This window comes from Pseudomonas sp. (assembly GCF_048269965.1).
Classification (GTDB): domain Bacteria; phylum Pseudomonadota; class Gammaproteobacteria; order Pseudomonadales; family Pseudomonadaceae; genus Aquipseudomonas.
Genome location: NZ_JBLWTV010000011.1, coordinates 1 through 15,469 on the forward strand (window position 1 = coordinate 1; position 15,469 = coordinate 15,469).

Annotated in this window: 17 protein-coding genes; 8 read left to right on the forward strand and 9 right to left on the reverse strand. The window is 64.6% G+C overall.

What is annotated here, in order from left to right:
• Positions 1-152 precede the first annotated feature (152 nt).
• The gene (locus ACN0X6_RS13995; RefSeq protein ID WP_417704772.1) at positions 153-1,280 is read right to left on the reverse strand and encodes a GGDEF domain-containing protein; all 1,128 of its coding nucleotides are present in this window, start codon (positions 1,278-1,280) and stop codon (positions 153-155) included.
• A 232-nt stretch (positions 1,281-1,512) separates the two neighbouring features.
• On the opposite strand from ACN0X6_RS13995, the gene ACN0X6_RS14000 reads away from it, so the two are divergent.
• Positions 1,513-2,448, forward strand: a complete 936-nt coding sequence (locus tag ACN0X6_RS14000) for an SdiA-regulated domain-containing protein (RefSeq protein WP_417704774.1) — start codon at positions 1,513-1,515, stop codon at positions 2,446-2,448.
• Between the two features lie 4 nt (positions 2,449-2,452).
• Here the strand turns inward: ACN0X6_RS14000 and ACN0X6_RS14005 are convergent, their stop codons facing one another.
• From ACN0X6_RS14005 to ACN0X6_RS14035, 7 genes are all read right to left on the reverse strand, one after another.
• On the reverse strand, positions 2,453-2,902 hold the full coding sequence (locus ACN0X6_RS14005) for a DMT family transporter (RefSeq protein WP_160019317.1): 450 nt from the start codon (positions 2,900-2,902) through the stop codon (positions 2,453-2,455).
• Between the two features lie 41 nt (positions 2,903-2,943).
• Complete coding sequence (locus ACN0X6_RS14010) at positions 2,944-3,429, reverse strand: GNAT family N-acetyltransferase (RefSeq protein WP_417704776.1); 486 nt, start codon at positions 3,427-3,429, stop codon at positions 2,944-2,946.
• A 16-nt stretch (positions 3,430-3,445) separates the two neighbouring features.
• Entirely contained in the window at positions 3,446-4,000 is a 555-nt protein-coding gene (locus ACN0X6_RS14015; RefSeq protein ID WP_417704778.1) for a DUF4136 domain-containing protein, read from the reverse strand.
• A 20-nt stretch (positions 4,001-4,020) separates the two neighbouring features.
• Positions 4,021-4,602: a DUF4136 domain-containing protein gene (locus tag ACN0X6_RS14020; protein ID WP_417704780.1), complete on the reverse strand. Its 582-nt coding sequence runs from the start codon at positions 4,600-4,602 to the stop codon at positions 4,021-4,023.
• Positions 4,603-4,688: 86 nt separating this feature from the next.
• Entirely contained in the window at positions 4,689-5,438 is a 750-nt protein-coding gene (locus ACN0X6_RS14025; RefSeq protein ID WP_417704781.1) for a methyltransferase domain-containing protein, read from the reverse strand.
• Positions 5,435-5,740, reverse strand: coding sequence for a nucleotide pyrophosphohydrolase (locus ACN0X6_RS14030; RefSeq protein ID WP_417704783.1), 306 nt, complete (start codon positions 5,738-5,740; stop codon positions 5,435-5,437). The genes ACN0X6_RS14025 and ACN0X6_RS14030 overlap by 4 nt, the downstream gene beginning before the upstream one ends.
• 155 nt (positions 5,741-5,895) lie before the next feature.
• Positions 5,896-6,753, reverse strand: coding sequence for a MaoC/PaaZ C-terminal domain-containing protein (locus ACN0X6_RS14035; protein WP_417704785.1), 858 nt, complete (start codon positions 6,751-6,753; stop codon positions 5,896-5,898).
• A 189-nt stretch (positions 6,754-6,942) separates the two neighbouring features.
• Here ACN0X6_RS14035 and ACN0X6_RS14040 point away from each other — a divergent pair, with 189 nt between their 5' ends.
• Entirely contained in the window at positions 6,943-7,935 is a 993-nt protein-coding gene (locus tag ACN0X6_RS14040) for an AraC family transcriptional regulator (protein WP_417704787.1), read from the forward strand.
• 140 nt (positions 7,936-8,075) lie between these two features.
• Here the strand turns inward: ACN0X6_RS14040 and ACN0X6_RS14045 are convergent, their stop codons facing one another.
• Positions 8,076-9,431: a 3-oxoacyl-ACP reductase gene (locus ACN0X6_RS14045; protein ID WP_417704789.1), complete on the reverse strand. Its 1,356-nt coding sequence runs from the start codon at positions 9,429-9,431 to the stop codon at positions 8,076-8,078.
• A gap of 231 nt (positions 9,432-9,662) precedes the next feature.
• On the opposite strand from ACN0X6_RS14045, the gene ACN0X6_RS14050 reads away from it, so the two are divergent.
• The 6 genes from ACN0X6_RS14050 to ACN0X6_RS14075 all read left to right on the forward strand — a co-directional run bounded on the left by ACN0X6_RS14050 (position 9,663) and on the right by ACN0X6_RS14075 (position 15,467).
• The gene (locus ACN0X6_RS14050) at positions 9,663-10,940 is read left to right on the forward strand and encodes an acetyl-CoA C-acetyltransferase (RefSeq protein ID WP_417704790.1); all 1,278 of its coding nucleotides are present in this window, start codon (positions 9,663-9,665) and stop codon (positions 10,938-10,940) included.
• A gap of 395 nt (positions 10,941-11,335) precedes the next feature.
• On the forward strand, positions 11,336-12,775 hold the full coding sequence (locus tag ACN0X6_RS14055; protein WP_417704792.1) for a cytochrome ubiquinol oxidase subunit I: 1,440 nt from the start codon (positions 11,336-11,338) through the stop codon (positions 12,773-12,775).
• A 2-nt stretch (positions 12,776-12,777) separates the two neighbouring features.
• On the forward strand, positions 12,778-13,785 hold the full coding sequence (cydB, locus tag ACN0X6_RS14060) for a cytochrome d ubiquinol oxidase subunit II (protein WP_192980091.1): 1,008 nt from the start codon (positions 12,778-12,780) through the stop codon (positions 13,783-13,785).
• Between the two features lie 10 nt (positions 13,786-13,795).
• Positions 13,796-13,945, forward strand: coding sequence for a DUF2474 domain-containing protein (locus ACN0X6_RS14065; protein ID WP_099522599.1), 150 nt, complete (start codon positions 13,796-13,798; stop codon positions 13,943-13,945).
• A 111-nt stretch (positions 13,946-14,056) separates the two neighbouring features.
• Positions 14,057-14,557 carry an RNA polymerase sigma factor gene (locus ACN0X6_RS14070; protein WP_074936200.1) on the forward strand — a complete coding sequence of 167 codons (501 nt, stop codon included), beginning with the start codon at positions 14,057-14,059 and terminating at the stop codon, positions 14,555-14,557.
• A complete protein-coding gene (locus ACN0X6_RS14075) occupies positions 14,547-15,467 on the forward strand; it encodes a FecR family protein (RefSeq protein WP_417704795.1) in 921 nt (306 codons plus the stop codon). The genes ACN0X6_RS14070 and ACN0X6_RS14075 overlap by 11 nt, the downstream gene beginning before the upstream one ends.
• Positions 15,468-15,469 lie beyond the last annotated feature (2 nt).

Sequence of the window (15,469 nt, forward strand, 5' to 3'; positions counted from 1 at the left end):
AACGGGCAACATGATCATCAACCTGTTACCCATGTCCCCCGACAGGTGTTTACCATGTCCCCCGGCTGAACACCGTGTGCACCGCTTATCCCCGCAGACTTGCTGGTGCGCGCGGCGCACCCTACCCAAACCCCGCACGATCCAGCGGAGCCTCAGTGATCGGCCGTAACCAGGCGGTTGCGGCCCTCTCGTTTGGCGCGGTAGAGCGCACCGTCGACGCGCTTGAAGAAGGCGTCGGCGTCGCCGTCATGACTGCTGCTGAAGCAGCCGACGCCCAGACTGGTGGTCAGCTCCAGGCGCTGGCCGGCCAGCAGCAGGCCTTCCGTTGCCAGTTCCTGACGAAATTGCTCGGCCAGATCCCACGCCTGGGCCAGGGTGGTGCCCGGCAGCAGCACGCCGAATTCTTCGCCACCCAGGCGCAGCAGGGCATCGGCATCACGGCGAAACACCTTGCGCATGCGTTCGGCGAATGCGCTCAGGCAAGCATCGCCACCGGCGTGGCCGTGTTCATCGTTGACCTTCTTGAAAAAGTCGATATCCATCAGCACCAGCGACAGCGGCTCGCCCTGGCGCACCGCATTGGCTACCAGGCTGGGGAACAGGTTGTTGAACTGATAGCGGTTGCCCAGCTGTGTCAGGCTGTCGGTGCGGCTGAGCAGATCGAGCTGACTCTGCTGCTCCAGCAGCTTCAGCTCCAGGTCGAGGGTCGCACGGTATTCACGGTGATTGCGGCCCAACACCAGAATCAGATAGCCGAGGTAGAAGGTCAGGGTGATCAGCATCGCGTGCTGGTGCTGCCAATTCAGCGCCATCACCGCCAGGCCCGGCAGGTAGAGCAGGGCCAGGGCCAGCAGGGCGCGGCCACGGCGCATGGCGAAGTTGAAGGTCATCGCCGTAGCGAAGGCCACCGTGGCGAGGGTGGCGATCATTTCCGAGTCGTTGTAGGCGTCGCTGTATAGCGCCAGCGCGTGAGCCTGCCCCCAGCACAAGGCGGTGAGAAGTATCAGCCCCCAGTGATGATCGAGCCAGCGCTGCAGTTGCTCGGGATGGTGGATTCCATCAGGACGGTGCAGCAGGCGTGCAGCCAATAGTGCGGCGAACACCGTGCAGCCCAGCACACCGCTTGCCGTCAGGTTGCCAGGATCGGCACTGAACACCCAGGTCAGCAACCAGGCAAGCAGGTAGAAGAATCCTCCCAGACGCGTGCGGATGCGGGTGTCATCCACTTCACGCCACAGGGCGAAGGTATTGGGTTGGCGCGGTACTTCGGCGTCGGTCATTTTTGTGATCACAGAATGCTCTCGCGTGAGCATAGCGCTTTTTGCTTGCAGCAAGGGTGTCGATTGGCCAGCATCCTGCGCCGTTCAGTCCTCAACACCTTGTTACCTTTGCCGCCTGCCTGCGGCGAACCCGCCGCTCTGCCGGCAGTCAGAGCCCAGGCTGCGTTGTCTCGAATGACTGCAACAAATCCGCCGCACACTGCACCATCCACCTTCAAGCGAGCGCTACGCGATGATGTCCGCTGCCAAGGGGATGCTTGGAAAGCTTCCTGTTCTGAGTCCATGGAAATGGGCGTTGCTGCTGGGGGCCCTGCTGGCTGCCTACCAGATGAAAGCGATGCACCTGGACGACCGTCTCTATTTCTGGATCACGACGTCCTGGCATCAGGATGACTGGGCGCACCGCAGCCTGTGGCTGCCGGAGTATCGGGTCGAGGTCGATGCCAAACCGGTCGTCGGCGTTTCCGATAATTTCTCTGGTCTCAGCTACGACGACGACCGCCATCAGATCTGGGCCGTGCTCAACAACCCGGAGCAACTGTTGAGGCTGAGCCTCGATGGCGAGGTCCTGGGCCGCTATCCGCTGCATGGTTTTCAGGATATCGAGGGGGTGACCTACCTCGGTGATGACCTGCTGCTTCTGGCCGAAGAGCGCAAGCAAGCATTGGTCGCGGTGCCTGTGCCGCAGCTTGAGGGGACCCTGCAGCGTGCCGATTATCGTGCACTGACCCTTGGTATCGATCTGGGTGGCAACCAGGGCTTTGAAGGGCTCGGCTACGATCGGGCTGGCGACCGTTTGTTCGTCGTCAAGGAACACTCACCGCGCAAGCTCTACGAGATTCGCGGCCTCAAACGCAGCCTGCAGGGTGAGTTCGGCCTTGAAGTGATCGATCGCCAGGACTGGATAGACCACCGGATATTCGCCAGCGATCTGGCGTCCGTGCATTTCGATGAGCGCACCGGCCATCTGGTGTTGCTGAGCGATGAATCACGCTTGCTCATCGAGCTGGGCGAAGATGGGCAACTGATCAGCTTCCGTTCCCTGCTTCGGGGCTTCGCAGGCTTGCGTGGCAGCGTGCCGCAGGCCGAAGGTGTCACCTTCGATGCACAGGGAAATCTTTATCTGGCCAGCGAACCCAATCTGTTCTACCGGCTGCAACGCCAATGAGGTTTCACCCCCGGCGGATCAGCCAGATGCCGGCAACGATCAGCAGCAAGCCCGCCACCTTGCCAAAGGTGATGGGCGCTTCGCGAAAACCTGCCCAGCCGAAGTGATCGAGGGTAATGGCCATGGCCAATTGCCCGGCGATCACCAGCACCATGAACAGCAGTGCCCCGACCCGTGGCCCGGCGAAGGCCGCCGTGGCGATGAAGAAGGCGCCGAGCAGTCCGCCACTCCAGTGCCACCAGGTCAATTCCTTGAGTGCGCCGAAACCAGGCATCTCGCGCTGGCTCAGGGTCATCAGCAGCAACGCCAGGCTGCCGACAGCGAAGGAGATCAGCGCTGCGGCGAAGACGCTGGACAGCTGGCGGGCCAGTTGGCCGTTGATGCCGGCCTGCAGAGGCAGCACAGCGCCGGCGATGAAGGGCAAGGCCAGCAGCCAGCCGCTGATCTGATTCATGGGTAACTCCAGAGAGAGCAATGGGGTGAAGGGATAGGGCGCTACTGCAGGGCTTTTTCCAGTTGCACCAGGGCCACGCGGCTGCCGTCCGGGGCGCGGCGTTCGACGATGCCGACGGTCTGGTAGCCGAGGCGGGTGTAAAGCAGCAGGCCACCGGCATTGGCGTTGAAGCAGGACACCTTCATCAGCGGCGCCTTGTAGCGCTCGCGGGCGATCTGTTCCATCACCTCCACCAGGTACTGCGCCACGCCCTGGCTGCGCGCCCAGGGCGCCACCATCAGGTTGCCCAGGGCGCAGAACGCGTTGTGCTGCCATTGGTAGAAATTGGCGAAGCCGGCGACTTTTCCATCCAGCTCCACCACCGTGCTTTCACGCCGCTCGGCGATGGCTGCAGCGAGCTGGCCGACGTTCAGCGGCCAGATGGCCTTGGGGTAGCAGAAGAACAGTTCATCGACGGTCTGCGCGAAGCCGACCACGTCGCCGAGATCGGTGGCCGTGGCCGGGCGGTGTTGCAGGTGTGCGTTCAAGCCGGGTGGTCCTTGTTCAGCGCGGTGGATATTGCGAGAGCACCTGGGTGACGGTTTCGCGGATCGCGCGTTCGCGCTCGGCAGGCGTTGGCGGCTGGCTGCGCATCACCTGCTCACCGCTACCGCGCCACACCAGTTTGCCGTCCTTGGCGTCGTACAGGTCGATCTGCAGGGTCGCCACCTTGTAGTTCACGCGGCGCGTTTCGGTGAAGGCCGGGCCACCCCAGTAGCCGCCCCAATAACCACCCCAGCCACCGCCGTACTGGGTGGTGACCTGATCCTGGCGCTCGTCGACGATCAGCACGCTCTGGACTTTCAGGTCACTCTGACCATCGGCCGCCTGGCGCAGGCCGCGCTGGTCGAGCTGTTCGGCGACGGCCTGGCTGATGCGCGCCTCGGTGATATCGCTCTTCAGGCGCGCGTCATTGGGTTGGTAGGCGAGCTTGTCGTCCATCCAGCTCCAGCTGCGGTAGGCGCCGAAATCGCGGCTGGGGTCGAAGTCGCGCTCCAGGCTGACGCTGGCGCAGCCACTGAGCAGCAAGGCCACGATCAGGTAGGACAGGTTACGCATGATGCTCTCCGGGCAGTCGATCAATAGGGGGGATAGCCGTCCAGCGCGCTGCGGATGGCCGCGCGCATGGCGTCGGCCTGCGCCGCCTGGTCCTTGCCGGCCGCGGCTTCGCCGCTACCTGACCAGACCACCTGGCGGTCGCGTGGGTCGATCAGTTCGATGCGTACCACCGCCACTTTCTGTTCGTAGGTGCGCACGATAGGAACGCTACCGTAGGCGCCGTAGTGGCGGTCCCAGTGGCTGCCGGTGCCGTAGTAGCCACCGACGTTGTCCTGATACTGGAGCAGGCGGGTTTCCTGGCTGATCCGGGCGTTGACCAGCACATCGCCAGGACCCTTGAGTGCCGGGCGCAGGCCGTACTGGTCGAGGCCGGCGCTGACGCTGTCGGCCAGTTGATCACCACCAGGCGCACGGCCATCGAGCCAACTCCAGCTGCGGTAGCGACCGTAGTCGCGTGGCGCAGCGGGATAGGCGCTGTGGTCGAAGGTCGTCGCCGCGCCAGGTGGTGCCGGTGGCATCGGCAGCGATTCGGCCTGGTAAGGGTTCTGGCTCTGGCAGGCGGCCAGCAGCGGCAGCATGAGTATGGCTATGGCGGTGCGCATGGTCGTCTCCGTGGTCGCGCGCGACATCCCCGATGGCTTCAGGCTACGCCGGACTGTCGGCTTCGTCCAACGCCTGCGCCACGACTTCAGCGTGGTCGGCAGATCCAGTGCAGGTAGCGGCCGAGCCCCTCGAAGCTGGGGTGGCGGCGGTGCGCCAGTTCCATTTCCAGTAAGTCGATCAGCTCGGCCTTGGCCTGGAATTGCTGCGGCATGTAATCGTGGAACACGCGCACGCCGCTGCGGCTTTCGACCTGCCAGTGGGCGACGAGTTGCGTGGCCAGTTCGCGTGGGTCTACCGGTTGTTGTGGTGTCAGGCTCTGTTTCTCACCGGCGAAGTGTTCCTTGCGCAGCTTGCGAAAATGACCCTTGAGCAGGTTGCGGTAGATCAGCGCGTCCTTGTTATAGAAGGCCAGCGACAGCCAGCCATTGCTTGCAGTCAGCTGGTGCAACACCGGCAGGATGGCCGCCGGCTCGGCCAGCCACTCCAGTACGGCGTGACATAGCACCAGATCGAAGGGCTCTTGCAGCTGGCCGAGCAGTTCCTGCCAGGGCGCCTGGATGAAGGTGGCGTTCTGTCCGGCTTCGGCGAAGCGCTGGCGTGCACCTTCGAGCATGGGTTCGGCGGGTTCGGCCAGAGTGACCTGGTGACCACGCTGGGCCAGCCACAGACTCATGTGACCCAGGCCGGCGCCGACGTCCAGCACCCGCAGCGGGCGATCCGGCAGCGCCTCGGCCAGGTCGGCCTGCAACACGGCGAGGCGAATGGCACCCTTGGCGCCGCCGTAGATCTTCTCGGCGAAGCGGGTGGCGAGTTCGTCGAAGTGGCGGTCGCTCATTTGAGGAAGCGCCGTTCGTTGTCGGCGAGCTTGTCGAGCACCACCTGGTTCAGGTCGAGGCCCAGCTCGCTGCACAGTTGCAGGAGGTAGAGCAGCACGTCGGCCACTTCCTGGCCGGCATGGGCGAGCTGATCGGCAGGCAACTGGCGCGACTGCTCCTCGCTCAGCCACTGGAAGATTTCCACCAGCTCGGCCATCTCCACGCTGGCGGCCATGACCAGGTTCTTCGGGCTTTGGTAACGACGCCAGTCGTTGTGATCGCGAATGGCGTGCATGCGGGCGGTGAGTTCGGCGAGGTTCATGGTGCGGCTCCGTTCGAGCCGCATAGCTTCGGCTCGAACGACGCGCGCTGCAAGTTACGGAGTAGTTTTTGTCTGTGCGTAGGAGCGGCTTCAGCCGCGATCCATTTCGCGGTTGAAGCGCAATGCCGCCCAGCCGCTCCTACCGGAAGTGGAGATCAGCTTTCCAGCGGCTGCCAACTCCCGGCCATATGCGCTATATCGCCCTCGCCGATCAGGCGGAACTGGCCGCTGGCGGCAGACTCGCTGGCCTGCAGGGCAACGTGGGTGGGCAGCAACACGGGTTTCTGGAAGCGTACCTCCACCTCGTAGCCGCTCTGCGGCAGGTGCGCGTGCAGGGCTGACAGGCTGCGCGCCTTGTTCCACAGGCCATGGGCGATGGCGCGCGGGAAGCCGAACAGGCGGGCCGTCACGGCGAACAGGTGGATCGGGTTGTAGTCGCCGGCCACGCGCGCATAGCGCCGGCCAGTGTCGGCGGGTGCCGCCCAGTCGGTCAGTGGCGACAGCTCCAGCGGCTCTTGCTCGGCACCGGGCTGCGCCTGCCCTTCGAGACGCAAGGCGCGGCAAAGGATGCGGCTGTCACCTTGCCAGAGCAGGCCGAGTTGGTCTTTCAGTCGGGTGATCAGGCTGAAGGTGGCGCCCTTGTCGTGCGGTTGCAGATCGGCGACCTGCACGCTGATCTGGAACGGCCCCAGCCCACCCAGCGGACGCAACACACGGATACGATTCTCTAGATGCACCAGGCCCAGCAGCGGGAAGGGAAAGCGGCGGTCGGTGAGCAACTTCATCTGCAGGCCGAAAGCGAGCACGTGCGGATAGACAGGTGGCAGGTACGGGCTGTCTGCGATGGCGCAGACCTGGCGATAGCGCGCGAGGTGCTTCGGGTCCGCCTCCACGCGGCAGCGCAGACCGATGTCGGGCAGTTGGCGGCCAGTCACCTTGCGGCGCAGGGCTGCGCGCAGGAACAGACCGGGCAGAGCCGGTGGTGCATCGAGATCGAGCCAGTCGATGGCCATTGGCGAACTCCTTGGCGAATGAATGTCTGCAGCTTAACCCTCAGACCCGCGCTGACATTGGCTGTTCTGCCCAGCACGTACGCAGGGCAGTCAATCGGTCTGATGCGCGGTTTGCGCGCGGCGGCTCGCTGCCCCTAAGATGGCGCCGTTCACGAGTAATGCTCACTAATAAGAAGAACAGCAGGAATCATGCGTGATCTGACCGACGATGTGGCGCTGATGCGCCCGGTAATCGATGCCCTGCGTGCCAGCGGAACCGATCCCGACCGCGTGCTGGTGCGTGTTGGCCTGCCTCCTGGCGGGCTGCCGGCTGGCCGTTTTCCCCATGCGGCCCAGGCGGCGTTCTGGAAGGCCGCCAGCGAAGAGTGCGGCGAGGAGCACGTCGGGCTGTACCTGGCCCAGCATCTGCCTGCTTTCCATGGCCTGCTTCTGGAATACCTTTTTCTCTCCAGCGAAACCTTTGGCGCGGGCCTGCGCCATGCGCTGCGCTACGTACGCCTGCTCTCCGACACCCTCAATGCGCACTTGCATGTGGACGGCGACATGGCCGTGCTGACGCTGGGCCTGCAAGCCGATACGCCGCGCCATTTTCCGGAGATGTTGGCGGGCGCGGTGATCCGTCTGTTCGCGGCCTTGACCGAAAACGCTTTTCGCCCGCGTGAAGTGCGTTTCATGCATGCCGAAGGCGCATCCGCTGAGCGCTATCTGGCGGTTTATGGTTGCCCGGTGCGCCTCGGCGCCGAGGACTGCGCACTGCTGTTCGATGCTGCGGTGCTGGACAAGGTCTCGCGCCACGCCGCACCGGAATTGTTGCGTATGCACGAGTCGCTGGCGCGGCGGCAATTGGCGGAGGTGGAGAGGCTGGACCTGGTGCGCCAGGTGCGTGAGTTGATTGCCGAACTGTTGGTCGATGGTGGCGCCACCCTGGAGCAGGTGGCGGCGCGCTTGAACATGCCGGCGCGGCGCCTGCGCGAGCGCCTGGCCATGGCCGGTGTGCGCTTCAATGATCTGATCACCGATTACCGCTGCCGCCTGGCCAAGGAGCTGTTGCTCAAGACCGACGAGCGCATCGAAGTGATAGTCGAGCGTACCGGCTTCTCCGAGCCGAGCACCTTCTACCGCGCGTTCAAGCGCTGGGTCGGGGAAACACCGGTGGAGTTTCGCAAGCGCGGCAAGGCGTGACGCCGCAGGGTGCGCCGCGCGCACCGTGCACCCACCGGATTAATGGATGGCCTCGGTGCGCGCGGCGCACCCTACACCAAATGCCCTGGCAGTTGGGTGGGCCGGGCGGCGATCCGCTTCAGCCCACCAGCCCAACGGTCTCAGGCACCGAGCAGACTCTGCCCGCACACGCGCAGCACCTGCGCGCTCACCGCGCCCGAGCCCGGCTGGGCGAACCAGGCCACGGCTTCGGCGACGTCCTGCGGCAGGCCGCCCTGGCTCATGGAGTTCATCCGTCGGCCGGCTTCGCGGATGCCCAGCGGAATGGCGGCGGTCATCTGGGTTTCGATGAAACCGGGGGCCACCGCGTTGATGCTGATGCCTTTCTTCGCCAGTGCCGGCGCCCAGGCCTGAGCCAGGCCGATCACGCCAGCCTTGCTCACTGCGTAGTTGGTCTGGCCCATATTGCCGGCAATGCCGCTGATCGAGGCGATCAGCACCACGCGGCCGTTGTCGTGCAGCTTGTCGGCGTCCAGCAGCGCCTGGGTCAGCACCTGCGGCGCCTTGAGGTTGACGTCGATTACCGAGTTCCAGAACGCGTCGCTCATCTTCGCCAGGGTCTTGTCGCGGGTGATGCCGGCGTTGTGCACGACGATGTCGAGGCCGTCGGGCAACGCCTCGACCAGGCACTGCGGCGCATCGTCGGCGCAGATATCCAGGATCACCGCGCGCCCGCCCAGGCGTGCCGCCAGCGCCTGCAGCGCATCGGCAGCCTGTGGCACATCGAGCAGCACGACCTCGGCGCCGTCACGGGCGAGCACTTCTGCGATGGACGCGCCGATACCGCGTGAGGCGCCAGTGACCAGCGCCTTCTTGCCAGCCAATGGGCGTGTCCAGTCCCTGACCTGTTCGCCGCAGGCGCCGAGATGCAGCACCTGACCGGAGACGTAGGCGCTTTTCGGCGAGAGGAAGAAGCGCAGCGCGCCTTCCAGTTGCTGCTCGCCACCCTTGCCGACATAGAGCAATTGCACGCTGCCACCGCGACGGATTTCCTTGCCCAGCGAGCGGGTAAAACCTTCCAGTGAACGCTGCACGCTGGCGGCGATCGGGTCTTTGAGTGATTCGGGCGCACGCCCCAGCACCACCACGCGAGGGCTATTGGCCAACCCCTTGAAGGTGGGCTGGAAGAAGTCGCGCAGCTCGATCAGCTGCTCGAAACGGGTCAGGTGGCTGGCGTCGAATACCAGCGCCTTGAGTTTGGGGCTGTGCTCGGCGGTCCAGCGGGGCAGATCGAGCTGGCCGTCGCGAGCTGAGAACAATTGATCGGTGAGCTTGTTGGCGAAGGGCATCACGGCCTGGAGCAGTTCGCCTTCACCGCCCAGCAGCAGGGCGCCGTCCACCGGTCGCACGCGGCCAGCCATCCAGCGTTCCAGGCGCACAGGCGCCGGCAGGCCGAGGGCGCCAACCAGGCGGCGGCCGGTGGAGGAGTTGGCGAAAGCGAGGTAACGATCGGACATGAAGGGCTCCTGCGGGCGAATCGAAAGTCGTGTCACTGTACGCGGCGACAGGCAAAGCGCAATTGACCCTGTTGCCTCACGCGCCGGCAAGGCGGCCAATGTTCGCGGCCTGCCGAGGTTTAGCCTGTGCGGCCAGAAGGCTACAGTGTCAGTCTCATGTTTCTGGGAACTGGCGGACGGGCAATAGTTCGCCACAGGTTTCTTCGATTTCTCGACCAGCAAGGAGTCCCCATGATCCAGTTGCGCCGGGTCGCCATCGTAGGCGGCAACCGTATTCCGTTCGCGCGTTCCAACACCGTCTACGCCAGGGCGAGTAATCAGGAGATGCTGACCAGCGCCCTCGAAGGGCTGGTGGAGCGCTTCAATCTGCATGGTGAGCGCCTCGGCGAGGTGGTGGCCGGTGCCGTGCTCAAGCACTCGCGGGATTTCAACCTGACCCGTGAGTGCGTGCTGGGCTCGCGCCTGGCACCGCAAACCCCGGCCTACGACCTGCAGCAGGCCTGCGGCACCGGCCTGGAAGCGGCGATTCTGGTGGCCAACAAGATCGCCCTTGGGCAGATCGACTGTGGCATCGCCGGCGGTGTCGACACCACCTCCGACGCCCCCATCGGCGTCAACGAGGGGCTGCGGCAGATTCTGCTGGAAGCCAATCGCGGCAAGAGCACCGGTGACAAGCTCAAGAGCCTGCTGAAGATTCGCCCGCGCCACCTGGCGCCGCACATTCCGCGCAATGGTGAGCCGCGCACCGGGCTGTCGATGGGCGAGCACTGCGAGCTGATGGCGCAACGCTGGGCCATCGCGCGTGACGAGCAGGATCAGTTGGCGCTGGCCAGTCACCAGAAGCTCGCGGCGGCCTACGCCGAGGGCTGGCACGATGACCTGATGACGCCGTTCCTCGGCCTGACCCGCGACCAGAACCTGCGGCCGGACATCAGCGCGGAGAAGCTTGCGACCCTCAAACCCTGCTTCGAGCGTGGTCCGCGTGGCACGCTGACGCCGGCCAACTCCACGCCGCTGACCGATGGCGCCTCGCTGGTGCTGCTGGCCAGCGAGGAATGGGCCAAGGCCCGTGGTCTGCCGGTGCTGGCCTATCTGCGCGATGGCGAGGCGGCGGCGGTGGATTTCGTCCAGGGCAAGGAGGGCCTGCTGATGGCGCCGGTGTACGCGGTACCGCGTCTGCTGGCGCGCAATGGCCTGACCCTGCAGGATTTTGACTACTACGAGATCCACGAGGCCTTCGCCGCCCAGGTGCTGTGCACGCTCAAGGCCTGGGAGGATGCCGAGTACTGCAAGGAGCGCCTGGGCCTGGACGCCGCGCTGGGCTCCATCGACCGCAGCAAGATGAACGTCAAGGGCAGCTCGCTGGCTGCTGGCCACCCATTCGCAGCCACTGGCGGACGCATCGTCGCCAACCTGGCCAAGCTGCTGGCGGTGGCCGGCGAGGGGCGCGGCCTGATTTCCATCTGCGCGGCCGGTGGTCAGGGTGTGACTGCAATCCTCGAGCGGTAATCCAATACGGGTGGTTGCAAGTCATCGCGATCACTCGATGTAAGCAACTCCGTGATTCGGGCGGCCCGCATAGCGCGTGGCCGCCCTTTTTTTGCGCGCCGCCTGGCTGTGGGAGGGGCTTGAGCCGCGACAAGCGCTTGCAGCGTGCTGTTTTCGGTGAACGCTGCGGTGGCCTGTCGCGCGGCAAATCACCACAGCGCCAGTTGGGCCTTTAGCGGCTAGTCTTTTAGTGCGCATTGATCCAGATCAATACGCCTTTTCGCGCGTTACTCAGCAGCTTCTGGGCTGCATACCACTTCCATAAGAACAATTTCAGCTCGTGTGACTCCAAGACCTGGAGTCTATGGATCGGCTTTGCGTGCTGGGGCCGAAATAACCCTGAATGAGGATGTGACATGTTCGGCCTAGAGGCGCTCGATCTCGCCCGAATCCAGTTTGCCTTCACCATTTCCTTCCACATCGTCTTTCCGGCCATCACCATCGGTCTGGCCAGCTACCTGGCGGTGCTCGAGGGGCTGTGGCTGAAGACCGGCAATACGCTGTACCGCGATCTTTACCACTTCTGGTCGAAGATCTTCGCGGTCAACTTCGGCATGGGCGTGGTTTCCGGCCTGGTCATGGCCTACCAGTTCGGCACCAACTGGAGCGCGTTCTCCGACTTTGCCGGGGCGGTCACCGGGCCGCTGCTGACTTACGAGGTGCTCACCGCGTTCTTCCTCGAAGCGGGCTTCCTCGGCGTCATGTTGTTCGGCTGGCATCGCGTCGGGCCGGGCCTGCACTTCTTCTCCACGGTGATGGTGGCCATCGGCACGCTGATCTCGACCTTCTGGATCCTCGCTTCCAACAGCTGGATGCACACGCCACAGGGCTTCGAGATCATCGACGGGCGGGTAATTCCGGTGGACTGGTTCGCCGTGGTGTTCAACCCGTCGTTCCCCTATCGCCTGGCGCACATGGCCACGGCGGCGTTCCTCGCCACCGCTTTCTTCGTCGGTGCTTCGGCGGCCTGGCACCTGCTGCGCGGGCGTGACAACCCGGCCATCCGCAAGATGCTGTCGATGGCGCTGTGGATGGCCCTGCTGGTGGCGCCGGTGCAGGCCTTCATCGGCGACCTGCACGGCCTCAATACGCTCAAGTACCAGCCGGCGAAGATCGCGGCCATCGAGGGTCACTGGGAGAACGTCGGCGACGAGCCGACGCCGCTGATCCTGTTCGGCTGGCCGGACATGGAGCGCGAGGAAACCCGCTTCAAGGTGGAGATACCCGCGCTCGGCAGCCTGATCCTCACTCACAGCCTGGACCAGCAGGTGCCCGCGCTGAAGGACTTCCCGCCGGAGGACCGGGCCAATTCCACCGTCGTCTTCTGGACCTTTCGCATCATGGTCGCCATGGGCCTGATGATGATCTTCGTCGGCCTCTGGGGGACCTGGCTGCGTCGGGGCGAGCGGCTGTATACCTGCCGTCCGTTCCTGCACCTGGCCGTGTGGATGGGCCCGAGCGGGATCATCGCCATCCTCGCGGGCTGGTACACCACCGAGATCGGCCGCCAGCCGTGGATCGTCCATGGTCTGATGCGTACCGCCGATGCTTCGTCAGGGCATAGCGCGGCGCAGCTGGGCTTCACCCTGGTGCTGTTCGTGGTGGTGTATTTCGTGCTGTTCGGTGCGGGTATCGGCTACATGCTGCGCCTGGTGCGCAAGGGGCCGAAGATCGACGAGGGCAAGGAAGCGTCCGAGGGTGGGCCCGGCCTGCCGCGTACGCCAGCGCGTCCGCTGTCGGCTGCCGAAGAAGGCCTGGACGATGGCGAAACCGACACCTTGCCGCAGAGGAGCTGAACATGGGTATCGACCTTCCACTGATCTGGGCGGTGATCATCGCCTTCGGTGTGATGATGTATGTGGTGATGGATGGCTTCGATCTGGGCATCGGCATCCTCTTTCCCTTCGTTCGCGACGACGGCGAGCGCGACGTGATGATGAACACCGTCGCGCCGGTCTGGGACGGCAACGAGACCTGGCTGGTACTCGGTGGTGCGGGGCTGTTCGGTGCCTTTCCGCTGGCCTATGCAGTGGTGCTCGACGCGCTGTATCTGCCGCTGATCCTGATGTTGCTGGGGCTTATCTTCCGTGGCGTGGCCTTCGAGTTTCGCTTCAAGGCCAAGGCCGCCAAGCGCCATCTGTGGGACAAGGCCTTCATTGGCGGCTCGCTGACCGCCACCTTCTTCCAGGGCGTGGCGCTGGGGGCCTATATCGACGGTTTCGAGGTGGTCAACCGCAGCTTTGCCGGCGGCGCGTTCGATTGGCTGACGCCATTCTCGGTGTTCTGCGGCCTGGCGCTGATCGCCGCCTACGCGTTGCTCGGCTGCACCTGGCTGATCATGAAGACCGAAGGTCGCCTGCAACAGCAGATGCATGATCTGGGGCGCCCGCTGGTATTCGTGGTGTTGGGAGTGACCGGCATCGTCAGCCTGTGGACGCCATTTGCTCACCCGGATATTGCCGAGCGCTGGTTCAGCCTGCCCAACCTGTTCTGGTTCATGCCGGTACCGGTGCTGGTGCTGCTGTGCACCTGGGCGCTGCTGCGGGCCGTGGCCAGCAACGCCAACTACTCGCCATTCTTGCTCACCCTGGCGCTGATCTTCCTTGGCTACAGCGGTCTGGGCATCAGCCTGTGGCCGAACGTGATCCCGCCGTCGATCAGTATCTGGGAAGCCGCCGCACCGCCGCAGAGCCAGGGCTTCATGCTGGTGGGCGCGCTGTTCATCATCCCCTTCATCCTCATGTACACCGCCTGGAGCTATTACGTGTTTAGAGGCAAGGTGACGGTGGATGATGGCTACCACTGAGGGCCGTGAAATGACCAAGGTCGAGCAGGATAAAAAACCGTTGTGGCAGCGTCTGGGTTGGCTGGTGCTGATCTGGGCCTGCAGCGTCACCGCGCTGGGCATAGTGGCCTGGCTGTTGCGCCAGTTCATGAGCGCGGCGGGGTTGGGGACGCCGGGCTGAGCCCGGCGATCCAGCCGACTGCCATTCGGCCGACAGGGTCGAGTGGATATATTTGAAAATCATTTGCGTTTGTAATATTTTCTCGGGCTTTCCCGGCACCGAGAGTTCTTCGTGTCCCTGCCTGTCGATCCACTGCCCCCTGAAGAACTGTTCCGGCGCCATTCCTCGGAGCTGCTGCGCTTCTTCACCCGGCAGACACGCTGCAGCGAGCTCGCCGCCGACCTGCGCCAGGAAACCTGGCTGCGCTTGCAAGGGCGCCGGACCGAGGAGATCGGCAACGTGCGCGCCTTTCTCTACCGTATCGCCCGCAACCTGCTCATCGACCATCATCGGCAACAACAGGTTCGTCCGCAGTCGGCACCGCTCGACGATGCGCTGGAAAGCGAACTCCCCGAACCCGAACGCGCCATCGAGGACAGCCGCCGTCTGGCTCGCCTGCAGATCCTGATGCATGAGTTGCCCGAACACCTGCGCCAGGCGCTGTTGTGGAACCGCCTGGACGGGCTGACTCAACGTGAGATCGGCGAGCGTCTGGGCGTCTCGGAAAGCATGGCCGGACGTTATATCCTCAAGGCCCTCGAATATTGCCAGGAACGCATGGATGACCGCTGAGGCCGATCTGCGCAGCCAGGCCCGGGAGTGGCTGGTGCTGCTGAATTCCGGGCGAGCCAGTGCCGCCGATCGCGCGGCGGTCGAGCGCTGGCGCCAGGCCAGTGCCGAGCACGCCAGTGCTCTGGCCGAGACGGAGCGTCTGTGGGCGCTGCTCGGCCAGATCGAACGGCCGGCTGCCGTGGTGCAGGCCATGCCCAGGCGCAAGCGACGCTGGCCGCTGCCACTGGCCAGCGCCGCCTGCCTGCTGCTGGCGCTGTGGCTGGCGCCGCCAGGCTGGCATGCCGATGTACGCACTCAGGCCGGTGAAATCCGCGAGGTGACGCTGGAGGATGGCTCGCGGCTGCAGCTCAATGGCACCACCGCTCTTGACTGGAACGCCGATGCAGACGGTCAGCGCCGAGTACGTCTGTATCGCGGTCAGGTCGATTTTCAGGTAGCGGCCGATACCAACCACCCCTTCGTGATCGAGGCCGGTGAGGCGCGCATTCGCGTCACCGGTACTCGGTTCGACGTCAACCTGCTGGGGGATCAGGTGTTGCTGGCGGTCAGCGAAGGGCATGTGCAGGTCAGTGACAGCGAGGATACCGAGCGAGCCGTGCAGGCTGGCGAGCAGATCGCCTGGCGTGGTGGTCGTCTGCAATCACTGCAGCCACTGGATGCCGCGCGGGCTTTGGCTTGGCAACGGGGGCGGCTGGTATTCCGTGATCGTCCGTTGCCCGAAGTGTTCGAGGAGCTGCAGCGCCAGCAAACTCAGCAGGTGCTGTTTCTCGATGCTGCGGCGCGTGAGCTGAAGGTCACCGGCGTGTTCGCCCTGGATGATCCACAGGCCGTACTGCGCGCCATCGAGACCGCGCTGCCGGTCAAGTTGACCCACTTGCCGGGCGTGCTGCTGGTGTCGTCCGACGGTTGATC